Source organism: Micromonospora parathelypteridis, assembly GCF_014201145.1.
Lineage (GTDB): Bacteria > Actinomycetota > Actinomycetes > Mycobacteriales > Micromonosporaceae > Micromonospora > Micromonospora parathelypteridis.
The window spans coordinates 4186387-4208793 of the sequence record NZ_JACHDP010000001.1; the positions used below are offsets into that span (position 1 = coordinate 4186387).

The 22407-nt window shown below is 70.6% G+C and carries 18 protein-coding genes; 15 read left to right on the top strand and 3 right to left on the bottom strand.

Features of this window, described 5'->3' with window-relative positions:
• Positions 1–58: 58 nt before the first annotated feature.
• From HNR20_RS18940 to ahcY, 6 genes are all read left to right on the top strand, one after another.
• Positions 59–1444 carry a phosphomannomutase/phosphoglucomutase gene (locus tag HNR20_RS18940; RefSeq protein ID WP_184181667.1) on the top strand — a complete coding sequence of 462 codons (1386 nt, stop codon included), beginning with the start codon at positions 59–61 and terminating at the stop codon, positions 1442–1444.
• A gap of 61 nt (positions 1445–1505) precedes the next feature.
• Positions 1506–1691, top strand: a complete 186-nt coding sequence (locus HNR20_RS18945; RefSeq protein WP_091394023.1) for a Trm112 family protein — start codon at positions 1506–1508, stop codon at positions 1689–1691.
• Positions 1688–2884 (top strand): SIS domain-containing protein, encoded by a 1197-nt coding sequence (locus tag HNR20_RS18950; RefSeq protein ID WP_184181669.1) that lies wholly within the window; start codon positions 1688–1690, stop codon positions 2882–2884. Before HNR20_RS18945 ends, HNR20_RS18950 begins: the two co-directional genes overlap by 4 nt.
• 67 nt (positions 2885–2951) lie before the next feature.
• Positions 2952–3959: a cation diffusion facilitator family transporter gene (locus HNR20_RS18955; RefSeq protein ID WP_184181671.1), complete on the top strand. Its 1008-nt coding sequence runs from the start codon at positions 2952–2954 to the stop codon at positions 3957–3959.
• 3 nt (positions 3960–3962) lie between these two features.
• Positions 3963–5153 carry a mannose-6-phosphate isomerase, class I gene (gene manA, locus HNR20_RS18960; protein WP_184181673.1) on the top strand — a complete coding sequence of 397 codons (1191 nt, stop codon included), beginning with the start codon at positions 3963–3965 and terminating at the stop codon, positions 5151–5153.
• Positions 5154–5434: 281 nt separating this feature from the next.
• On the top strand, positions 5435–6934 hold the full coding sequence (gene ahcY / locus HNR20_RS18965; RefSeq protein ID WP_184181675.1) for an adenosylhomocysteinase: 1500 nt from the start codon (positions 5435–5437) through the stop codon (positions 6932–6934).
• A 75-nt stretch (positions 6935–7009) separates the two neighbouring features.
• Here the strand turns inward: ahcY and HNR20_RS18970 are convergent, their stop codons facing one another.
• A complete protein-coding gene (locus HNR20_RS18970; protein WP_184181677.1) occupies positions 7010–7168 on the bottom strand; it encodes a hypothetical protein in 159 nt (52 codons plus the stop codon).
• A 169-nt stretch (positions 7169–7337) separates the two neighbouring features.
• Here HNR20_RS18970 and efeU point away from each other — a divergent pair, with 169 nt between their 5' ends.
• The 8 genes from efeU (at position 7338) to hpf (ending at position 16710) form a co-directional block, all read left to right on the top strand.
• Positions 7338–8243, top strand: a complete 906-nt coding sequence (gene efeU / locus HNR20_RS18975; protein ID WP_184181679.1) for an iron uptake transporter permease EfeU — start codon at positions 7338–7340, stop codon at positions 8241–8243.
• Between the two features lie 23 nt (positions 8244–8266).
• Entirely contained in the window at positions 8267–9400 is a 1134-nt protein-coding gene (gene efeO / locus HNR20_RS18980; RefSeq protein ID WP_184181684.1) for an iron uptake system protein EfeO, read from the top strand.
• Positions 9401–9425: 25 nt separating this feature from the next.
• A complete protein-coding gene (gene efeB / locus HNR20_RS18985) occupies positions 9426–10703 on the top strand; it encodes an iron uptake transporter deferrochelatase/peroxidase subunit (RefSeq protein WP_184181686.1) in 1278 nt (425 codons plus the stop codon).
• Between the two features lie 140 nt (positions 10704–10843).
• Positions 10844–11533 carry an MtrAB system response regulator MtrA gene (gene mtrA, locus HNR20_RS18990; protein WP_110564421.1) on the top strand — a complete coding sequence of 230 codons (690 nt, stop codon included), beginning with the start codon at positions 10844–10846 and terminating at the stop codon, positions 11531–11533.
• A 12-nt stretch (positions 11534–11545) separates the two neighbouring features.
• Positions 11546–13303, top strand: a complete 1758-nt coding sequence (mtrB, locus tag HNR20_RS18995) for an MtrAB system histidine kinase MtrB (RefSeq protein WP_184181689.1) — start codon at positions 11546–11548, stop codon at positions 13301–13303.
• On the top strand, positions 13300–15114 hold the full coding sequence (locus HNR20_RS19000) for an LpqB family beta-propeller domain-containing protein (RefSeq protein ID WP_184181691.1): 1815 nt from the start codon (positions 13300–13302) through the stop codon (positions 15112–15114). The genes mtrB and HNR20_RS19000 overlap by 4 nt, the downstream gene beginning before the upstream one ends.
• A gap of 4 nt (positions 15115–15118) precedes the next feature.
• A complete protein-coding gene (locus HNR20_RS19005) occupies positions 15119–15826 on the top strand; it encodes a ComF family protein (protein WP_184181693.1) in 708 nt (235 codons plus the stop codon).
• A gap of 245 nt (positions 15827–16071) precedes the next feature.
• Entirely contained in the window at positions 16072–16710 is a 639-nt protein-coding gene (hpf, locus tag HNR20_RS19010) for a ribosome hibernation-promoting factor, HPF/YfiA family (protein ID WP_184181695.1), read from the top strand.
• Between the two features lie 68 nt (positions 16711–16778).
• Here the strand turns inward: hpf and HNR20_RS19015 are convergent, their stop codons facing one another.
• Positions 16779–17891 carry a GNAT family N-acetyltransferase gene (locus HNR20_RS19015; protein WP_184181698.1) on the bottom strand — a complete coding sequence of 371 codons (1113 nt, stop codon included), beginning with the start codon at positions 17889–17891 and terminating at the stop codon, positions 16779–16781.
• Positions 17888–19039, bottom strand: a complete 1152-nt coding sequence (locus tag HNR20_RS19020; RefSeq protein WP_184181700.1) for a GNAT family N-acetyltransferase — start codon at positions 19037–19039, stop codon at positions 17888–17890. Before HNR20_RS19020 ends, HNR20_RS19015 begins: the two co-directional genes overlap by 4 nt.
• Before the next feature lie 168 nt (positions 19040–19207).
• Here HNR20_RS19020 and secA point away from each other — a divergent pair, with 168 nt between their 5' ends.
• Positions 19208–22135 (top strand): preprotein translocase subunit SecA, encoded by a 2928-nt coding sequence (secA, locus tag HNR20_RS19025; protein WP_184181702.1) that lies wholly within the window; start codon positions 19208–19210, stop codon positions 22133–22135.
• Positions 22136–22407: the final 272 nt, after the last annotated feature.

A 22407-nucleotide genomic window follows, 5' to 3' on the forward strand; every position in this document is an offset into this window, starting at 1 on the left:
GCCGGACCCTCCGTTACGCTCAGGCTCGGTGTCTAACTGCGGCCAAGGAGTGGAACACGTGTCTGATCTGTCCCAGATTGTGAAGGCGTACGACGTCCGAGGGACGGTGCCGGACCAGTGGGACGAGCGGGCCGCAGAGGCACTGGGAGCCGCATTCACCCAACTGCTCAACTCCACCGACGAGCCGGGTGACGCGGTCGTCGTCGGGTACGACATGCGGGCTACCTCGCCCGGACTGGCCGCCGCGTTCGCCGCCGGCGTACGGGCGGAGGGGCGCTCGGTGATCGAGATCGGGCTCGCGTCCACCGACCTGCTCTACTTCGCCTCCGGCTCGCTCGATCTGCCCGGTGCGATGTTCACGGCCAGCCACAATCCGGCTCAGTACAACGGCATCAAGATGTGCCGCTCCGGCGCCCGCCCGATCGGTCAGGAGAGCGGTCTGGCGGAGATCAGGGAGCGGGCCCAGGCCCTCCTGGACTCGGGCGAAGCACGCCCGGCCGGCGAGCCGACCCGGCCGACCGACAAGCGCGACCTGCTCCCCGACTACGCCGGCTACCTGCGCAAGCTGGTCGACCTCTCGGGCATCCGGCCGTTGAAGGTCGTCGTCGACGCCGGTAACGGGATGGGTGGCTTCACCGTCCCCACCGTGCTGGGCGCCGCCGCCCTGTCGCCCCTGCCGCTGGAGATCGTGCCGCTCTACTTCGAGTTGGACGGCAGCTTCCCCAACCACGAGGCCAACCCACTGGACCCGGCGAACCTGGTCGACCTCCAGCGCGCCGTGGTCGAACACGGGGCCGACATCGGGTTGGCCTTCGACGGTGATGCCGACCGGTGCTTCGTGGTGGACGAGCGCGGCGAGCCGGTCTCGCCGTCGGCGATCACCGCCCTCGTCGCCGCGCGTGAGCTGGCCAAGCACCCGGGTTCCACCGTGATCCACGGTCTGATCACCTCCAGCGCGGTTGCGGAGATCATCCGTGAGCACGGTGGGCAGCCGGTCGTCGCCCGGGTCGGGCACTCCTTCATCAAGGCGGAGATGGCCCGGACGAACGCCGTCTTCGGCGGCGAGCACTCCGCGCACTACTACTTCCGGGACTTTTGGTTCGCCGACACGGGCATGCTCGCGGCGATGCACACCCTGGCCGCGTTGGGCGAGCAGTCGCTGCCGCTGTCGGTGCTGGCCGGCGAGTACGAGCGTTACATCGCCTCCGGCGAGATCAACTCGACGGTGGCCGACCAGGCGGCGGCGGTGGCCGACGTGCGGGCCGCGTACCCCGATGCGGTGGCCGACGAGATGGACGGGCTGACGCTGCGTTTCCCCGACGGCGCCTGGTTCAACCTGCGCGCCTCCAACACGGAGCCGCTGCTGCGGCTCAACGTCGAGGCACCCACGCGGGATCGGATGGTATCGCTCCGGGACGACGTGCTCGACCGCGTTCGCCGATAAGATCGCCAGCGCCGGTCGGCACCGCCGCCGGTCAAGCCGCACACGTGGAAGGAGCCGTGCCATGGCCCTGGATCCGCAGTTGCTCGAGATTCTCGCCTGCCCGGACACGCACCACGCCCCACTCACCTACGACGCAGAGGCGCAGACGTTGACCTGCACGGAGTGCGGCCGGATCTTCGAGGTCCGCGACGACGTGCCGGTGCTGCTGCTCGACGAGGCACGCGGCGGCCCCGGGCAGTCCTCATGATCGACGGTACGGCTGGGGTCAGCGGACGCCGCGATGCCGACGAGGCCCTGCTGGACAACCCGGACGCGCTGGCCGAGCACGACCCGGGCGGGATGCTCCGGCACACGGCGTCGGCAGGTGCGCAGGTCCGCGAGAGCGCGGCACTGGCCGCCGAGGCGAACCTCGGGGTGCTCGCCGACGACGGTCGCCCACGAGCCGTGGTGATCGCTGGCATCGGCACCGCGGGGCGTACCGGAGACGTGCTGGCCACGGTCGCCGGGCCGCGCTGCCCGGTCCCGATCATCGGGCACCGCAGCGCGGGCGTACCCGGTTGGGTGGGCGCGGCCGACGTGGTGATCGCGGTGAGCGCGTCCGGTCGTAGCCCGGAGGCGCTTGGCGCCGCCGAGGCGGCGCACCGACGCGGTGCCCGGCTGGTCGCCGTGGGCGCCCCCGACTCGCAGTTGCAGTCGATCGCCGAGCAGGCCCGCGCGCCGTTCATCCCGGTGCCCCGGCGTGCCCCGGCCCGGGCCAGCCTCTGGGCGCTCACCGTGCCGGTCCTGCTCGCGGCCCGTTCCCTCGGGCTCGTGAAGGTCAACGAGGCCGACCTGGCGGAGACCGCGGCCCGCCTCGACGCGGACGCCGACCGCTGCCGGTCCGCCGCGGAGTCCTTCGTCAACCCGGCGAAGTCGCTGGCCCTGGGTCTGGCCGGCTCGATCCCGATCGTCTGGGGCTCGTCCCCGCTGGCCACCGTGGCCGCCCGCCGGTTCGGCGACACCCTGTCGGCCAACGCCCGCTACCCGGTGGTCACCGGAGCGCTCGGTGAGGCTGGTCGGGGCCGGGTCGGGCTGCTCGACGGCGTCTTCGGCGGCCTGGCCGAGGGCGAGCGGGACATCTTCGCCGACCCGGCGGAGGACGACGGCGAGGGCACCCGCCTGCGGCTGGTGCTGCTGCGTGACGGCGGGCTCAACGCCGAGGACGACACCGACGAGCCGCTCGCCGTCGAGGAGCGCCGCGCGGACGCGGTGCAGACCCTCGCCGAGCGCCGCGGCGTGCGGTGCGACGTGGTGACCGCCGAGGGCGGCTCCGCGCTGGAGCGGCTGGCCTCGCTGATCGCGGTACCGGATTTCGCCTCGGTCTACCTTGCATTGGCCCACGGGCTGGACCCGATGGCCGTTCCGGCCATCACCGAAATGAAGGAGCTGTCGAACCAGTGAACGTACGTAGGGGGCGGCGCGACATGCGCGGACCGGCCGGCTTCGTCGAGCGAAGCGGAGCGGTGGCATGAGCGCCAACGGTGGGACGAAGGCGATTGTCGCCGCCCTGCTGGCCAACGTCGGCATCGCCGTCACCAAGTTCATTGCGTTCCTGCTCTCCGGTTCCTCGTCGATGTTGGCCGAGGCGGTCCACTCGGTCGCCGACTCCGGCAACCAGGGCCTGTTGCTGCTCGGCGGCAAGCGGGCGAAGCGCGCGGCGACCCCGGAGCACCCCTTCGGGTACGGCCGGGAGCGCTACATCTACGCGTTCATCGTGTCGATCGTGCTGTTCAGCATCGGTGGCCTGTTCGCTCTCTACGAGGCGTGGCACAAGTGGGACCACAAGGAGGGCATCAAGTCCTGGCACTGGTTGCCGGTGGCCGTGCTGGTGGCGGCGATCATCATGGAGTCGTTCTCCTTCCGGACCGCCATCAAGGAGTCCAACCACATCCGGGGCAACCAGTCCTGGGTGCGCTTCATCCGCCGGGCGAAGGCGCCGGAGCTGCCGGTGGTGCTCCTGGAGGACTTCGGGGCTTTGGTCGGTCTGGTGTTCGCGCTGTTCGGTGTCGGCATGACGCTGATCACCGGCAACGGCCGATGGGATGCCGCCGGCACCGCGATGATCGGCCTGCTGCTGGTGACCATCGCGATCGTGCTTGCCGTCGAGACGAAGAGCCTGCTGCTCGGTGAGGGCGCCGAGGCGTCCGAGTTGGCCGCCATCGAGCGGGCCGTCATCGACGGCCCCGAGGTTGAGCGGATCATCCACATGAAGACGCTCTACCTGGGCCCGGAAGAGCTGATGGTGGCCGCGAAGATCGCCGTACCGGAATGGGAGAACGCCCACGACCTGGCCCGCGGCATCAACGTCGTGGAGGCGCGGATCCGCGCCGCGGTGCCGATCGCCCGGGTGATCTATCTGGAGCCGGACGTCTACAGCGCCGCTGCCGCCGAGGCCGGCACCGGCGCCGCCGCCGACACCGCCGTGCCACAGCCGCAGGATGCGTCGGGCGAGACGGCGCGGCGGCCCGAGGGCTGACGGGTGGAGCCACTGTACGGACCGATCCGCGACTACGCCTGGGGGTCCCGCTCGGCCATCGCCCTCCTGCAGGGGCGGGCGGTGCCCAGCGCCGGCCCGGAGGCGGAGCTGTGGTTGGGCGCCCATCCGGGCGCGCCGGCCAGAGTGGACCGTGCCGGTCTGCGGGTGAGCCTCTGCGACCTGGTGCGGAACGAGCCGGGGCAGTGGCTCGGCCAGCGGGTGTCCGAGCGGTTCGGCAGCCGGCTGCCGTTCCTGCTCAAGGTCCTCGCGGCCGACGCTCCGCTGAGTTTGCAGGCACACCCGGACGCGGAACAGGCCAAGGCCGGCTTCGCCGCGGAGCAGGCCAAGGCCGGATTCGCCGCGGAGCAGGGGCGCCCCCAGGGGGAGCGCAACTACTCCGACCCGCACCACAAGCCGGAGTTGCTGGTCGCGCTCACCCCGTTCGAGGCGCTGTGTGGCTTCCGGGACCCGGCCGAGTCGGCCGAGGCGCTCGCCGCGTTCGGCGTACCGAAATTGACGCCGGTGGTTGCCGCGTTGCGGGCCGGGCCGGCGGGGTTGCGGACGGCGGTGCGGACGCTGCTCGGCTGGCCGGTCGCGGAGCGCGACGAGTTGCTGGGTTCCGTGCTGGCGGCGTCGGCCGACGGCCCGGACGCGGAGCTGGTCCGCCGGCTGGCCAAGGCCTACCCGGCGGATCCGGGTGCGCTGGTGGCGCTGCTGCTGCACCACGTGCGGCTGGTGCCGGGGGAGGCGATCTGGATGCCCGCCGGCAACCTGCACGCCTACCTGAGCGGCTGTGGAGTGGAGATCATGGCGGCCAGCGACAACGTGCTGCGTGGCGGCCTGACCCCGAAGCGGGTGGACGTCGACGAGTTGCTGCGGGTGCTGCGCTTCGAGGTGCTCGACGATCCGGTGCGCGCCGCGGAGCCGGTCGGCCCGGGTCTGGACTGGTGGCCCGTGCCGGTGGACGACTTCGCGTTGCACCGGGTGCGTGTCGATGCGGCGGTGCCCTCGGTCACGCTGCCCTTGCCCGGCCCCCGGGTGGTGCTCTGTGGTGGCGGCTCGATCACCGTGGACGACGGTGCCGGCGCGCTGACGCTGGCTTCCGGCGAGGCGGCGATCGGTACGGCGGCCGGCGAGCCGCTGCGGATCAGCGGCGCTGGTGAGGGGTACGTCGCGACCTCCGGGTTGCGGTGACGGACAGGTTCCGGCGACGGCGCAAGTCCGACTTTTCCGGAATAGCTTGACGTCACCTTGCCCGAGTGTGACTCTATGAGTACGCAGCGTTATCGCGACGACGGTCCGAGAACGTGCGAGGGAACCAAACCGGGGGGATGCGCGGGGCGGGCGGGACGTGGGCGGGAATTCCGTCCATTACCGACCGCCCCGTGCGCTGTCTGCGGACCGTCCCCCTGCTGCCCGTCGGCGGCGCGCGTAAGGTGGAGGATCGGCGTAGACATCGTTCGACAGGAGCTTTCATGACCAGCACCCTCCCGGCGTCCGCCAGCGGTACGCCGTCCGAGGCCCGGCCGAGCACGCTCGCCGAAGGCGACTTCAAGGTGGCGGATCTGTCGCTCGCCGAGTTCGGGCGTAAGGAAATCCAGCTCGCCGAGCACGAGATGCCGGGCCTGATGGCGATCCGTCGGGAGTTCGCCGAGGCGCAGCCGCTCGCCGGCGCGCGGATCACCGGCTCGCTGCACATGACCATCCAGACCGCCGTCCTGATCGAGACGCTGGTCGCGCTCGGAGCGCAGGTCCGTTGGGCGTCCTGCAACATCTTCTCCACCCAGGATCACGCCGCCGCGGCGATCGTCGTCGGCCCGAACGGCACCGCCGAGGCGCCCGCCGGCGTCCCGGTGTACGCCTGGAAGGGCGAGACCCTTCCGGAGTACTGGTGGTGCACCGAGCAGGTGCTGGCCTGGCCGGACGGGCAGGGCCCGAACATGATCCTCGACGACGGTGGCGACGCCACCCTGCTGGTGCACAAGGGCACCGAGTTCGAGCGGGCCGGGGCGGTTCCGCCGGTCGAGTCCGCCGACTCCGAGGAGTACGGGGTCATCCTGGAGCTGCTGCACCGCTCGCTTGCCGAGGACGGCCAGCGCTGGACCCGGATCTCCGCCGGCATCAAGGGCGTGACCGAGGAGACCACCACCGGCGTGCACCGGCTCTACGAGATGCACCGCGCGGGCACTCTGCTCTTCCCGGCCATCAACGTCAACGACTCGGTGACCAAGAGCAAGTTCGACAACAAGTACGGCTGCCGGCACTCGCTCATCGACGGCATCAACCGGGCCACCGACGTGCTGATCGGCGGCAAGATGGCCGTCGTGCTCGGCTACGGCGACGTGGGCAAGGGTTGCGCCGAGTCGCTGCGTGGCCAGGGCGCCCGGGTCGTCGTGACCGAGGTGGACCCGATCTGCGCGTTGCAGGCCGCGATGGACGGCTACCAGGTCGCCACGTTGGACGACATCGTCGAGCAGGCGGACATCTTCATCACCGCCACCGGTTGCTTCGACGTCATTACGAACGAGCACATGGCCCGGATGAAGCACCAGGCCATCGTCGGCAACATCGGCCACTTCGACAACGAGATCGACATGGCGGGTCTGGCCAAGCGTTCCGACGTCGAGCGGGTCAACATCAAGCCGCAGGTCGACCTGTGGCGCTTCGCCGACGGCCACGCCATCATCGTGCTCTCCGAGGGCCGCCTGCTGAACCTGGGCAACGCGACCGGGCACCCGAGCTTCGTGATGTCGAACTCGTTCGCCAACCAGACGATCGCCCAGATCGAGCTGTTCACCAAGACCGAGGAGTACCCGATCGGCGTCTACGTGCTGCCGAAGCACCTGGACGAGAAGGTGGCCCGGCTGCACCTGGGCGCGCTCGGCGCCAAGCTGAGCACGCTGACCAAGGAGCAGGCCGCATACCTGGGTGTCTCCACCGAGGGTCCGTTCAAGCCGGATCACTACCGCTACTGATCGACGTTCTTCCGGACCGGGTCGGCTGTTCGCAGCCGGCCCGGTTCGTCGTCTGCGGCTCTGCGATTGGCGGGTTCAGCCGGAACGTGGGCCGCGGCGGGTGGGGCGGAACCACGTCCAGATGCACCAGGCCAGCCAGCCGAGCGACACGGCGGTGGCCAGCGCCCGCTGACGCAGCGCGCTGAGCAGCAGCACCACGGCCAGCACCGTCAGCCACGGCAGGAATCCCTTCACGGCGGGGATCCTTCCACAGCCGGACGGTGCCGGCTGGTCGCCGGCCGGGGAGACCCTGTCGCAGGGCTAGTGAGCTTGTCGTGAACGACTTGACGAGGCCCCTGAGCAGGGAGCAAGGTATGCCTGCCCTAAGTTAGCTGAGGCGTTCCTAACGAACTCGGAGCCCCGGATGTTCGCCACCTACCTGATCGGTCTGCGGGAAGGCCTGGAAGCCACGCTGGTGGTGAGCATCCTCGTCGCGTTCCTGGTGAAGTCGCAGCGTCGGGATCGGTTGCCGCAGGTGTGGGCGGGCGTCGGTCTGGCCGTGGCGCTGTCGGTGCTGTTCGGTTGGCTGATCGAGTACACGTCGACCTCGCTGCTGTCCCGTTCCGAGGACCGGGAGTTGTTCGAGGCGATCACCTCCGTCGCCGCTGTCGTCTTCGTCACCTGGATGATCTTCTGGATGCGCCGGGCCGCCCGGAGCATCGCGGGTGAGTTGCGGGGCAAGCTCACCGAGGCGTTGGCTGTCGGGTCGCTCGCGGTCGCTGGCATGGCGTTCCTCGCGGTGGTTCGGGAGGGCCTGGAGACCGCGCTGATCTTCTACTCGGCTGCTCAGGGCGCGGCCGGCGACAGTGGGCCGCTGCTCGCGTTGATTGGCGGCATCGTCACCGCGGTGGTGCTCGGCGTGCTGCTGTATGCCAGCGCGCTGCGGATCAACCTGGGCAAGTTCTTCACCTGGACCGGTGCGCTGCTGATCCTGGTCGCCGCGGGCATCCTCAAGTACGGCGTGCACGACTTCCAGGAGGCGGGTGTCCTGCCCGGCCTGAACGATCTGGCCTTCGACATCACCAGCACGCTCGACCCGACCACCTGGTACGCCGCCCTGCTGGCCGGCATGTTCAACGTGACTCCCGCGCCCACCGTACTGGAGACGATTGCCTGGGTCGCGTACGCAGTGCCGGTCCTTCTGCTCTTCCTGCGACCGGCCCGGCGTAAGCCGGCACCCACCGCGACCACCACCACCGTCACCGAGCGCGGGGCCGACACCGGCACCGAGGCCGAGGCCGAGGCCGAGGCCACGCCGCAGCGGGCCTGACCCCACGAGGAGAGACAGTTCAGATGCGTACCCCCCGATTTTTCGCGTTGGCTGCTGCCGGTGTGCTGGCGACGGCCGGTGTGACCGCCTGTTCGGACTCCGACAAGGGTGACGCGGCTGGGGCCGGTGGCCCGATCGCGGTCAAGGCCAGCGACACCGCTTGTGAGGTCGGTTCGACCGACCTGGGTGCGGGTACCGCGACCTTCAAGATCACTAATTCGGGTGCGAAGGTGACCGAGTTCTACGTGTATGCCGACGGCGACCGGGTTATGGGTGAGGTGGAGAACATCGCCCCCGGGCTGAGCCGTGAGCTGCACGTGGAGTTGCCGGCCGGGACGTATCAGACGGCTTGCAAGCCCGGGATGAGCGGTAAGGGCATCCGGGGTGCGCTCAAGGTCAGCGGGTCGGCGCAGCCGCTCACCGCCGATGCCGCGTTGGCCGACGCGACCGAGAACTACCAGCGTTACGTGAAGAGCCAGACCGCTGCCCTGCTCGACAAGACCGAGGAGTTCGTCGGCGCGGTCAAGGCCGGTGACGTGGCGAAGTCGAAGGCGCTCTTCCCGGTGGCGCGTACTTACTGGGAGCGGATCGAGCCGGTGGCCGAGATTTTCGGCGACCTTGACCCCAAGATCGATGGCCGTGAGGAGGTCATTGAGGAGGGGATGGAGTTCACCGGTTTCCACCGGATCGAGAAGGACCTGTGGCAGTCCGGTGACATCAGCAAGGACGGCCCGATCGCCGACCGCCTGCTGGTGGACGTCAAGGAGATCGTGGCGAAGGCCAACGCCGAAAAGCTCTCCCCGCTCCAACTCGCCAACGGCGCGAAGGAACTCCTCGACGAGGTGGCCAGCGGCAAGATCACCGGCGAGGAGGATCGCTACTCGCACACCGACCTGTGGGACTTCGCCGCCAACCTCGAAGGTTCCAAGGCCGCCGTGTCCGCCCTCCGCCCCGCGCTGGAGCAGCGCGCGCCGGAGCTGGTCAAGCAGTTGGACACCGAGTTCGCCAACGTCGAGGCGCTGCTCGGCAAGCACCGCGACGGCGACGGGTGGAAGCTGCACACCGCGTTGAGCAAGACCGAGCTCAAGGAGCTCTCCGACGGCATCAACGCCCTCGCCGAGCCGATCAGCAAGGTCGCCGCAGCCGTCGCGAAGTAACTGATTGGCAGGGAGAGTCGATTCGATGAGCGGGAGCAGGTTGACCCGACGGCGGGCGATCACGCTCGCCGGCGCCGGGGTGGCCGGGGTCGCCGGGGTGGCGGCCGGCGCGGGCGCGTTGGTGAACGGCTCCCGTGGCCCGGCCGCGGCGAGTGACCACCCGGCCGGGGCCGTGCCGTTCCATGGTGAGCATCAGGCGGGCATCGTCACTCCGGCGCAGGACCGGCTGCATTTTGTCGCTTTCGATGTGATCACCAAGGACCGGGCCCGGTTGGTCGAGCTGCTCGAGGAGTGGACGGCTGCCGCGGCTCGGATGACGGCGGGGCGCGACGCCGGGTTGCTCGGCGCTGTCGGTGGGATGCCGCAGGCTCCGCCGGATGACACCGGTGAGGCGCTCGGTCTGCCCCCGTCGCAGCTCACGTTGACGATCGGCTTCGGTCCGACGTTGTTCCGCGACGCCGACGGCAGGGACCGTTTCGGCATCGCCGACCGGCGGCCCGCCGCCCTCGCCGAGCTGCCGAAGTTCCCCGGCGACGCGTTGCAGCCGCAGCTGTCCGGCGGTGACCTCTGCGTGCAGGCGTGCGCCAACGATCCGCAGGTCGCGGTCCACGCGATCCGTAACTTGGCCCGGCTCGGCATGGGCGTGGTGAGCGTCCGCTGGTCGCAGCTCGGCTTCGGCCGGACCTCGTCGACCTCCCGCGAGCAGGCCACCGCCCGTAACCTCTTCGGGTTCAAGGACGGAACGGCCAACCTGAAAGCCGAGGACACCGCGCTGCTGCGCGAGCAGTTGTGGGTGCAGCCGGGAGACGGGCCCGACTGGATGACGGGCGGCTCGTACCTGGTCACTCGCAAGATCCGGATGCTGGTGGAGACCTGGGACCGGACGTCGCTGGCCGAGCAGGAGGAGATCGTCGGCCGGAGCAAGGGCAGCGGCGCCCCGCTGGGTCGGGCCGACGAGTTCGACGAACCGGACTTCACGGCGCTCGGCACGGACGGCAAGCCGGCGATCGCCGAGCGCGCGCACGTGACGCTGGCCCACCCGAGCCGCAACGACGGCGCCCAACTGCTGCGTCGGGGTTACAACTTCGTGGATGGCTCCGACGGCCTCGGTCGCCTCGACGCGGGCCTGTTCTTCATCGCCTACCAGCGCGACCCGCGCCGCCAGTTCGTACCGATCCAGACCCAGTTGGCTCGACACGACGTGATGAACGAGTATCTGCGCCATGTTTCCAGCGGCGTGTTCGCCTGCCCACCCGGGGTACCCGACGGCGGAGACCACTGGGGAAGAGCACTGTTCAGCTGACCTACGTCCGGATGGCGACAGCGGGATCGGCGCAGGCTGCGGTGGCGCCGGGCGGCGCCGAAGGGGGATCATGGGGGCAGCCATCCGTTTCCGGCAGACGCCGGTCCCACCAAACTGAATGAGGATGCAATATTAATCCCATGAGAGCCCGCGTACTGGTGGTCGACGACGACCCCGCGCTCGCCGAGATGCTCGGCATCGTGCTGCGCAGCGAAGGTTTCCAGCCCTCGTTCGTGGCGGACGGTGAGCGGGCGTTGGCCGCCTTTCGTGACAGTCGCCCCGATATCGTGCTGCTTGACCTGATGCTGCCCGGTATGAGCGGTATCGACGTCGCCCGGTCGATCCGGGCGGAGTCCGGCGTGCCGATCGTCATGCTGACCGCCAAGAGCGACACCGTGGACGTCGTGCTCGGCCTGGAGTCCGGTGCCGACGACTACGTGGTCAAGCCGTTCAAGCCCAAGGAACTGGTCGCCCGGATGCGGGCCCGACTGCGCCGGGGCGAGGACGTGGCCCCCGAAATGCTGACCATCGGGCCGCCCGACAACCAGATCACCATCGACGTGCCCGCGCACACCGTGAGCCGCAACGACGAGGAGGTGAAGCTGACTCCGCTGGAGTTCGACCTGCTGGTCGCGCTCGCCCGCAAGCCACGTCAGGTCTTCACCCGCGAGGTGCTGCTGGAGCAGGTCTGGGGCTACCGGCACGCGGCCGACACCCGTCTGGTCAACGTGCACGTGCAGCGGTTGCGGGCCAAGATCGAGCCGGACCCGGAGCGACCAGAAATCATCCTCACCGTGCGGGGCGTGGGTTACAAGGCGGGGACCGGATAGCCTGGTCGCACTGTGTCGACCACGCCGCCCCCACCCTCCCCGAGCACGGCTACCCGCCGGCCCAGCGCCGGCGGGGAGGCCTGGCGTGCCGTCAGTGGCCGGGTCGCCCGGGTGGTGGCCCGGGTGCACCAGACCTGGCGCCGCTCCCTGCAGGTCCGAGTCGTGACCATCACGCTGGTCGCCTCCAGCCTGCTGGTCGGCGGTTTCGCGTTCCTGATCGCTGACAAGATCACTACCATCCTGCTCGACAGCGCCCGCAGCGACGTCCGGCAGCGGGTGATCAGCGGCGCCAGCTACACGGCCAAGCAGGTCTCCCTCTACGGCCAGCCGCAGGAGGCGCAGCTCCAGCAGACCATCGACGGCACGGTCAACTACCTGGCCGGCGGTGACCCCCAGCAGACCAGCGGGGTGGTGGTGGCGATCACGGCGGACGGCTATCCCAACGACATCCAGACGCGCACCGCACCTTCCGCGAACGTCCAGCAGCTGATCAGCCCGGAGTTGCGGGCCGCGATCGCCGACGGCAAGGTCGCCAGCCAGATCCGCACCGGGCGGCTCACCGGTGACTCCACCAAATATCTGATCTACGGCTCGCCGGTGCCCACCCGCTTCGGCCAGATCGAGCTCTACTACCTGGTGCCGCTGACCCGGCAGGACGTCACCGCCGCCGACGCCCGAGCCACCGTGGTGGCCACCGGTGTCGCCCTGGTGATCCTGCTCGGGCTGCTCGCGGCGCTGGTCACCCGACTGGTGGTCAACCCGGTCCGGGTCGCCGCACGGACCGCCCAGCGACTCTCCGCCGGCCTGCTCGACCAACGGATGGTGGTCAACGGCGAGGACGACCTCGCCCTGCTCGCCGCCTCGTTCAACCAGATGGCCACCAACCTGCAACGGCAGATCCTGCGCCTGGAGGAGATGTCCCGGCTGCAGCGCCGCTTCACCTCCGACGTCTCACACGAGCTGCGTACCCCGCTGACCACGGTCCGGATGGCCGCCGACCTGATCTTCGCCGAGCGCGACGAGTTCGACCCGGCGGTGGCCCGCAGCGCCGAGCTGCTCCAGGCCGAACTGGACCGGTTCGAGGAGTTGCTCACCGACCTGCTGGAGATCAGCCGGTTCGACGCGGGCTTCGCCATGCTGGACTCCGAGCCGACCGACCTGGTGCCTGTGGTGCACCGGGTGGTCGACCGGCTGGCTGGCCTGGCCGAGCGGGTCGGCGTACCGATCGAGCTTGACCTGCCGGGCACGCCGGTGATCGCCGAGGTCGACCCGCGCCGGGTCGAGCGGGTGCTGCGCAACCTGGTCGGCAACGCCGTCGAACACGGCGAGGCCCGTCCGGTGCTGATCACCCTCGGCCTTGACGAGACCGCCGTGGCGATCACCGTCCGCGACCGTGGCGTGGGGCTCAAGGTGGGCGAGGAGAAGCTGGTGTTCAACCGGTTCTGGCGGGCGGACCCGTCCCGGGCTCGGCAGACCGGGGGCACCGGGCTGGGCCTGTCGATCAGCCTGGAGGACGCCCGCCTGCACGGTGGCTGGCTGGAGGCGTGGGGCGCTCCCGGGCAGGGCGCGCAGTTCCGGCTCACGCTGCCGGCCCGTGCCGGTGACCGACTGACCACCTCGCCGCTGCGGCTGGTGCCGGCCGACGCCGCGCTGCCGTTCGGCGGCCCCCGTGACGGTGGTCCGCTGGCCATCGGGCCCGGCACCGGCGGGGCACTGGCGATCGGCCCGGCTCCGGCCGGGGACGGACAGCGGGCGGAGGTGCGCTCGTGAGACGGCCGACTCTGCTCGGGGCGTTCGGCGTGTTGGTGGTGCTCGGCGCCGGCTGCGGCATCCCGGCCGCCTCCGACGTGCGGGTGGACGGTAAGGGCGGTGCCGCGACGGGGGCCGGCGTGGTCAACGGTGGGGTCAGTGAGCCGCCGACGCGGACGGCCAGCGGCAGCGTCAACGAGGCGTTCGTCCGCAACTTCCTGTCCGCCGCCGCCGGCGAGCCGGATCGGGCGTACGAGCGGGTCAAGGCGTTCATCGCCCCGGAGCACAAGCACCGCCTGCAGGAGAAGAAGGGCAGCGAGGTCGCGCTGAACGTGGTCCGGCTGCGCGAGGCGGTCTACACCCTCAACAGCGACTCGACCACCACGGTGAAGATCACCGTGCAGCAGATCGGTGTGCTGCGGGCCAACGGCACGCTGGCACCGCCGGTGGCGACCGACACCGAGTACGAGTTCGGGCTCCGCAGCGCGGCGCTCAACGGCGGCGCCAACGACGAGCGCGCCGGGTTGTACATCCTCAACCCACCGAACGTGCTGCTGCTCAGCGACGTCGCCCTTCGTCAGTACTACCAGACCGAGTCGATCTACTTCTGGAGTTCGGACCGCAGCCGCCTCGTGCCCGACCAGCGCTACCGGCCGCAGGCGCTGCCGGACGAGCGCCGGGTCAACGAGGTGGTGAAGTGGCTGGTCGGTGGCCCCTCCGACTGGTTGCGCCCGGGCGTCGTCGGGCTACCCGACCGCACTGAGTTGATCAACAATGCCACCGGCGGGAACGGCCGGTGGGAGGTCAACCTGGACATGTCCGGTGACGACCAGAACGGGATCGACCAGCTGATCACACAGATCGCCTGGTCGCTGGGCGATCTGCCGGGCAAGCTGGAGTTGAAGATCCGCAACAACGCGCTGCCCGTGCAGGACCTGGACGAGCGACGAGGCACCGACGAGCTCTACCCGAACGCCCAGAGCCCGCAGCGCTTCGGCGTGTACGAGGGCGCCATCCACCCGCTCGACTTCGGCAGCGAACTCAGCGGCGCGGTGCCGTTGGCGCCCGAGGCCAATCGCAACATCGTCTCCGCCGACCTGGCGCTGGCCAGGGAGCAGCGGGTCCTCGCCGCGATGGTGGTCACCGGCAGCAGCAGTGGTCGGCGCCGACTCGCGGTGGGCACGGGCACCGCGCCGGTCTCCGTCATCAGTCGCAGCACCGCCGAATACTCCTCGATGAGCCGGCCGGTCTGGCTGCGTGCGGTCGACTCGCGCTCCGGCCGCGGTCTGGTCGTGGCCGACGGGCAGCTCTACCGGTTCGACGAGACGGCCAAGATGTACCCGGTGCCCCTCAACCTGCCCTCCGACGTCACCGCGGTGGCCGCCGCGCTGGACGGCCAGCGGGTCGCGCTGATCGTCGGCGGCCGACTCTACGTCGCGGCGGTCAACTCGGATGGCGGCGGCGTCTCCATCGGCCCGCCCAGGCAGCTGGCCACCTCGCTGACCGGCCTCACGGCCGTCGACTGGGGCAGGGAGGACCAACTGGTGGTGGCGGGGTCCGCCGGTCAGCCGGCGATCTACGAGATCAGCGTCGACGGCGCCCTGGAGACGCCGCTGAGGACCGACCTCGGAGCCAAGGTCAACCACCTGACGGCGTACCCGACGAACCGCAACGTACGGATGCCCAGCGGGGCCTACATGTACGAGGCGAACGGGGTGGCCTACCGCAGCAGCCCGTTCGAACGGATCGAGCCCGACAGCGTACGGGGCATCCCACCGGTCCCGTCGGGCGTCCGCCCGAGCAACCCGTCGGCGCCGTTCTTCCTCTACTGACGCGGTGAGCGGGCTCTGGGCGGACCTCGCCGACCTGGTGCTGCCCGCCGACTGCGCGGGTTGTCGGGAGCGTCGGCCCGGGCTGCGGCACGGGGTCTGCCCCGCCTGTGCCGAGGCGCTCGGCGCGCTGCGCCCACGGTCGGTCCGCCCCACCCCCGCCCCGCCGGGTCTGCCGTCCTGCGTCGCACTCGGCCCGTACGCCGGGCCGCTGCGGGAGGCTCTGCTGGCGTACAAGGACCACGGTCGGCACGGTCTGGCCCGCCCGCTCGGCGCCCTGCTCGCCGAGGTCGTCGCGGCGGCGGTCGGTGTGGCTCGTCCCCTGGCGCTGGTGCCGGTCCCGGACACTGCGGCGGCGGCCCGGTCTCGTTACGGGGACCACCTGGACCGGCTGGCTCGGCACTGCGCGGCCCGGCTCAACCGGGGCGGCTGGTCGGCGCGGGTGCACCGTCCGCTGCGCGCGCTGCCCCGACCCGACTCGGTCACCCTGGACAGCGCCGGGCGGGCGGCGGCGGCCGAGGCCGCATTCCGGCCACGCTCCACGGGGCCGAGCGGTGGTCGTGCCGCGGGCGCGGCGCCGGTCGTGGTGCTGCTGGACGACATCGTCACCACCGGCGTCACCCTGGCCGCCGCGACGAGGGTGCTGACGGCGACCGGCTGGGCACCGAGTGTCGCCGCGGTGCTCGCGGCGACCGAGAAAAGACACCTCTTGTAACCGACCGTGTTTCCGTTTCACCCATTGGTGTATGAGCTGCGAAAAATCCTGGGCGGTCTCGGCAACATGGGGTGACGGCCAGCCAAACAGGAGTTAGCGTTTCGTTGTCGGGGGTAGGAGGTTGTTCCACCCGCCCCCGGCGGTGAGAGGAGGCGTAGCCGTACCAACCGGTCGACGCCAGCGGGTCTCCCCACGGCGCGCGACCGGGTTACCGGATCGAAGACCGTCCGAACAAGGGAGGTCACGTGGAAATCGTGGTCAAGGGTCGAAACGTCGAAGTGCCCGACCATTACCGGGTGCACGTAGCTGAGAAACTCGCCAAGATCGAACGTTACGATCACAAACTCATTCGTGTCGATGTCGAGCTGTTTCACGAGCGCAATCCGCGCCAGGCCGACCACTGCCAGCGGGTGGAGATCACCTGCGTCTCCCGGGGCCCGGTCATGCGGGCCGAGGCCTGCACAAACGACTTCTACAGCGCGCTCGACGCGGCCATCGCGAAACTCGACACCCGCCTGCGCCGCGCGGCCGACCGCCGCCGCGTACACCGGGGTCGGCACGCGCCGATCTCCGTCGCCGAGGCGACCGCGGGCCTGCCGGTCGCGGACCTGGTTGCCGCCCCGTTGGGCGCGCCGGTCGACGGTGCCCGCGCCGGCACCGCCGTCGTGGAGCGGGTCGAAGAGGAGTACGACGATCAGCAGCCGTGGCACATCGCCCGGGAGAAGGTGCACCCGGCGGAACCGATGACTGTCGACGACGCGCTGTTCGAGATGGAGCTGGTCGGCCACGACTTCTACCTGTTCCAGGACAAGGAATCCGGCCGCCCGAGCGTCGTCTACCGCCGCCACGCCTACGACTACGGCATCATCTCCCTCGCCACCTGACCGGTAGCCGAGCCGCGTCGATCACGGAGTTGTGGTGGGGAGCGAACCCGCCACAACTCCGTGATCCGTCAGCGCAGTTCGGCCGGCAGCAGCGCGAAGGTCAGGTCGTCGAGGCGGGTGCCGGCCAGCCCGGGCAGACGGCCGCGCTGCAGGGCCTCGCGTTGGAAGCCGACCCGCTCCAACACCCGGTGCGAGGCGGTGTTCTCCGGCACGGTGCCGGCGGTCAGACGGGCGATACCGGCCGGCCCGAACGCCCAGCCGGCGAGCAGCCGAACCGCGCGGGTGGCGTACCCCCGGCCCCGCCAGGCCGGAAGCAGCGCGTAGCCGATCGAGCCCTCGCCGCTGCTCACCTCCGTGTACGACAACCCGCAACTGCCCGCCGGCTCGCCGGTGGCCATGTCGGTGATCAGCAACCGGGCGATCTCGCCGGTCAGCCAGGTGCTCTCCGCGGTTCGGCAGCGCCGCTCGATCGCCTCCCGGGTCGGCGGCACCGGCGGCGCCTGGTTCGCCACCACCTCGGGTCGGCTGTGCAGCTCGTACATCACCTCCGCGTCGTCCGGCGCGAGCCGGCGCAGGGCCACCACCTGATCGGTGAGGATCCCGTCGGGCAGATCCGGCAGCAGTCGCGCGACCGGGCCGGGCGGATCCTCGGCGAGGCGTACCCAGGCCAGCATGTCGTGCCGTCCGCCGTCCCGGTGCTGACCGGCGGACCGACGCAGGCCCTCGTACCGGTAGCCGGCGGCCAGCGCGACCCGCTGGCTGCCCCCGTTCTCCGCTTCGGTGAGCAACTCGAGCCGGAATGTCCCGGTGGCGAACGCGTGCTCGCTCAGCGCGCGGGTGGCCGCGGTGGCCACCCCGCGCCCGCGCGCCACCGGCCGCACCCAGTAGCCGATCTCGGCCTGGCTCCGCCCGGGCACCGGATAGTTCAGCCCCACCGCGCCGAGCAGTCGGTCGGTGGCCGGGTCCGCGATGGCGTACGCCGCGCCGCCGCCGGTCCAGGCCGCCGGTGCGCCGGCGTCGATCCACCAACGGGCATCGGTCTCGGTGTACGGCGCCGGCATGGTCGACACGAAGCGCTGGCTGAGCGGGTCCGCGCAGCCGTCGACCACATCGGCGGTGTCGCTGGCGCGAAACGGCCGAAGCCGCACCCCGCGCGCCTCGACGACCTGACTGAGGCTCACCCCAGGTCCTTCGCGAGTAGCGCGGCCACCCACGCGTCGACCCGCTCGCCCCGGTGCTGTACCCCGTCCCGGGCGGTCCCCTCGAACGTGAAGCCCGCCTTCTCCGCCACCCGGCGGGAGGCGATGTTGCCGACGTTCGCCTTCCACTCGATCCGGGCCAGGCCCAGCGTGGCGCAGCCCCAGGCGCTGAGCGCGACCAGCGCGGCCGGCATGTATCCCCGGCCACGGGCCGCCGGGGCGGTCATGAAGCCGACGTCGGCCAGCAGCGCGTCGGTGGGAGAGAGCCGCAGGTCGATCGTGCCCGCGTACCGGTCGTCCGCGTCGGCGATCACGAAGCAGGCGGAGTCCCCCCGAGCCCAGGCGTCGCGGCCGTAGACCAGGTACCCCTGCGCGTCGGCCTGCTCGTACGGGTCCGGCACGGTCGTCCAGCGGATGGTGTCCGGGTCCCGGCAGGTCTGCACCACGCCGTCCAGGTCCTGCTCCTCCATCGGCCGTAGACGCAGCTCGCCGGCCCCGGCGGTGGCGAAGAGGACGGGCTGCGGGCGACCGAAGACGGCGGCCCGGAGGGCGGCGAGGGTGCCCGGACCGGCCGGCCCGGTCGACCCGGGCGCGGGCACCTCGCCGGGCAGCAGCGAGCCGATCCAGCCGTCGGTGCCCGTGTGCGGCGCCGGGTCGGCCAGCCGCAGCCGGCCGTCGATCCGGAAGCCGGCCCGGAGCGCGACGAGCCGGGAGGCATGGTTGCCCACCTCGGCCCGCCAGATCAGCTGGCGTAGCCCGAGGACGTCGAAGGACCAACGGGCCACCGCCCGGGTGGCCCTTGCCATCACGCCCTGGCCGCGTGCCCAGGGGGCCGTCCAGTAGCCGATCTCACCCGTGCCGGCACGGTCGATGGAGATCAGACCGCACGAGCCGAGCAGCTCACCGGTGGCCGAGTCGCACACCGCGAACGGCGCACCGGTGCCCTCCGCCCAGGCCCGACCACTCAACTCGGTGACGAAACCGTGAGCGTGCTCCGGTAGATATGGGCGCGGCACGGTGGTCCAACGCTGAATGTCCGGGTCCTGGCACGCCTTGTGCACTGCGTCAGCGTCGGCTTCCCGCCAGGGCCGCAGCAGCACACCGTCCTCGATGATCTCCACGGGCTTCATTTGTGCATACTGCCGCAGCGTTCGCCGACGGCGTAACCGGATAACGTTTGGGATGTGCGCAGGACGCGAGTTATGTCGGTTTCGGCGGGGTCGACCACCGCCACCAGTGACCATCGCGCCGATGGAGCGCTTACGATGGTTCGAGACTGTCTAGGGGAGCGTTGATCCGTGTCGATTCTGGAAAAGGTCCTTAACGCGGGCGAGGGCCGCATGGTGCGCCGGCTCAAGGCCATCGCCGCCGCCGTCACCTCGATCGAGGACGACTACGTCAACCTCACCGACGAGGAACTGGCCGGCATGACCGAACAGTTCCGGGAGCGGCTCGACGACGGGGAGACCCTCGACGACCTGTTGCCGGAGGCGTTCGCCGTGGCCCGCGAGGCCGCCGCCCGGGTGCTGGGCCAGCGTCCGTACGACGTCCAGGTGATGGGTGGCGCGGCGCTGCACTTCGGCAACATCGCCGAGATGAAGACCGGTGAGGGCAAGACGCTGACCTCGGTCATGGCCGTCTACCTGAACGCGCTGTCCGGCAAGGGCGTGCACGTGATCACGGTCAACGACTACCTCGCCCAGCGCGACGCCGCCTGGATGGGCCGGGTGCACGAGTTCCTCGGGCTGACCGTCGGCGTGGTGTTGCCCAACCGGCCGGCCACCGAGCACAAGGCCGCCTACGAGTGCGACATCACCTACGGCACCAACAACGAATTCGGCTTCGACTACCTGCGCGACAACATGGCCTGGTCGAAGGACGAGTTGGTCCAGCGCGGCCACAACTTCGCCGTGGTCGACGAGGTCGACTCCATCCTGATCGACGAGGCACGTACCCCGCTGATCATCTCCGGCCCGGCCGAACACTCGGCCCGTTGGTACGGCGAGTTCGCCGGCGTGGTGGGCCGGCTCCAGCCCGGCACCGACGGCGAGGGCGACTACGAGGTCGACCACTCCAAGCGCACCATCGCGGTGACCGAGCGCGGTGTCGCCAAGGTCGAGGACCGGCTCGGCATCGACAACCTGTACGAGTCGGTGAACACCCCGCTGGTCGGCTACCTCAACAACGCCATCAAGGCCAAGGAGCTCTACAAGCGCGACAAGGACTACATCGTCAGCGACGGTGAGGTCCTGATCGTCGACGAGTTCACCGGTCGCATCCTGCACGGCCGTCGTTACAACGAGGGCATGCACCAGGCGATCGAGGCCAAGGAGGGGGTGGAGATCAAGCAGGAGAACCAGACCCTGGCCACCATCACCCTCCAGAACTACTTCCGCCTCTACGAGAAGCTGTCCGGGATGACCGGTACGGCGCAGACCGAGGCGAGCGAGTTCAACAAGGTCTACAAGGTCGGCGTCGTGACGATTCCGACCCACCGCCCGATGGTCCGCGAGGACCGGCCGGACGTCATCTACAAGACGGAGAAGGCCAAGTTCAACGCCGTCATCGAGGACATCGCCGAACGGCACCAGATGGGCCAGCCGGTGCTGGTCGGCACCGTCTCGGTGGAAAACTCCGAGATCCTCTCCCAACTGCTGCGCCGACGCGGCATCCCGCACAACGTGCTGAACGCCAAGTTCCACGCGCGGGAGGCCGAGATCGTCGCCCAGGCAGGGCGTAAGGGCGCCGTCACGGTGGCCACCAACATGGCCGGCCGAGGCACCGACATCCTGCTCGGTGGCAACGCCGAGTTCCTCGCCGCGAACGAGCTGCGCCAGCGCGGCCTCGACCCGCTGGAAAACGAGGAGGAGTACGCCAAGGCGATGGAGGAGGTCCTTCCCACGTGGAAGCAGGCCTGCGACGCCGAGGCGGACGAGGTCTCCGCCGCCGGTGGCCTCTACGTGCTGGGCACCGAGCGGCACGAGTCCCGGCGGATCGACAACCAGCTGCGTGGTCGCGCCGGCCGGCAGGGCGACCCGGGCGAGTCCCGGTTCTACCTGTCCCTGCAGGACGAGCTGATGCGGCGCTTCCGGGCCGGGGCGGTCGAAGCGGTGATGGAGCGCTTCAACATCCCGGAGGACGTGCCCATCGAGTCGAAGATGGTCACCCGGCAGATCAAGAGCGCCCAGGCCCAGATCGAGGGCCAGAACGCCGAGATCCGCAAGAACGTGCTCAAGTACGACGAGGTGCTCAACAAGCAGCGCCAGGTCGTCTACGCCGAGCGGCTCCGGGTGCTCAACGGTGAAGACCTCTCCGACCAGGTGCGCAACATGATCGACGACACCGTCGAGGCGTACGTGCGGGGCGCCACCTCCGAGGGTTACGGCGAAGACTGGGACCTGGAGCAGCTCTGGTCCAGCCTCAAGCAGCTCTACCCGGTCAGCGTGACGATCGAGGAGTTGGAGGAGGAGACCGGCGGCTCCCGGGCCGGCATGGACGCCGACTTCCTGGTCGCCCGACTCAAGGAAGACGCGAACGCCGCGTACGACCGGCGTGAGGAGCAGGTCGGCACCGAGGGGGTGCGCCAACTCGAGCGGATGGTGCTGCTCCAGGTCATCGACCGTAAGTGGCGCGAGCACCTCTACGAGATGGACTACCTCCAGGAGGGCATCAACCTTCGGGCGTACGCCCAGCGCGACCCGGTGGTGGAATACCAGCGCGAGGGCTTCGACATGTTCGCCACCATGATGGACGGCATCAAGGAGGAGACGGTCGGTTTCCTCTACAACGTCGACGTCCAGGTGACCGAACCGGAGCCCGAGGCGGGGTCGGACGAGGTCGCGCTGCTCGACAAGCCGGTGGAGATCCGCGCCAAGGGCCTCAACCGCGCTCCGCAGCGGCAGGGCCTGCAATACTCCGCTCCCACCATCGACGGTGAGGCCAGCCCTGGCGAGGTCGCGGTGGAGCAGGCCGGGCAGCAGGCGCCGGCGCTCGGCGTGGGCCGACCGGCCCCGGGCGCCCCGGCGGCACCGGGCCAGACCGCACCGTCCGCCCCGCAGCGGCCCGCCTCCGGGCTGCGCGGCCCGGCGGTCCCGTCGGTCGCCTCGCGGCGGCCGGCAGCGAACCAGGCGGAGGCGAGCAACGGCCCGTCCCGCAACGCGCCGTGCCCGTGTGGCTCGGGCCGCAAGTACAAGCGCTGCCACGGTGCCCCCAACGGCGGCAACTGACCAACAGCACTGACCGACGGGTCCCGGCCGACCAGGCCGGGGCCCGTCGGCGTCTCCAGCCCCCACACGCCCGCCCAGCCGGCCTGGCTGGGGGCGCCGCGCGTGGTTGGACCGCGCGTGGTTGGACCGCGCGTGGTTGGACCGCGCGTGGTTGGACCGCGCGTGGTTGGGCCGCGCGTGGTTGGGCCGCGCGTGGTTGGGCCGCGCGTGGTTGGGCCGCGCGTGGTTGGGCCGCGCGTGGTTGGGCCGCGCGTGGATGGGCCGCGCGTGGT

Excerpts from the sequence above, each read along its gene's own strand:
- HNR20_RS18955 (WP_184181671.1), top strand. The coding sequence starts at position 2,952 with ATGAGCGCCAACGGTGGGACGAAGGCGATTGTCGCCGCCCTGCTGGCC.
- efeO (WP_184181684.1), top strand. The coding sequence starts at position 8,267 with ATGCGTACCCCCCGATTTTTCGCGTTGGCTGCTGCCGGTGTGCTGGCG.
- efeU (WP_184181679.1), top strand. The coding sequence starts at position 7,338 with ATGTTCGCCACCTACCTGATCGGTCTGCGGGAAGGCCTGGAAGCCACG.
- mtrA (WP_110564421.1), top strand. The coding sequence starts at position 10,844 with ATGAGAGCCCGCGTACTGGTGGTCGACGACGACCCCGCGCTCGCCGAG.
- HNR20_RS18950 (WP_184181669.1), top strand. The coding sequence starts at position 1,688 with ATGATCGACGGTACGGCTGGGGTCAGCGGACGCCGCGATGCCGACGAG.
- HNR20_RS18945 (WP_091394023.1), top strand. The coding sequence starts at position 1,506 with ATGGCCCTGGATCCGCAGTTGCTCGAGATTCTCGCCTGCCCGGACACG.
- HNR20_RS19020 (WP_184181700.1), bottom strand. The coding sequence starts at position 19,039 with ATGAAGCCCGTGGAGATCATCGAGGACGGTGTGCTGCTGCGGCCCTGG.
- ahcY (WP_184181675.1), top strand. The coding sequence starts at position 5,435 with ATGACCAGCACCCTCCCGGCGTCCGCCAGCGGTACGCCGTCCGAGGCC.
- efeB (WP_184181686.1), top strand. The coding sequence starts at position 9,426 with ATGAGCGGGAGCAGGTTGACCCGACGGCGGGCGATCACGCTCGCCGGC.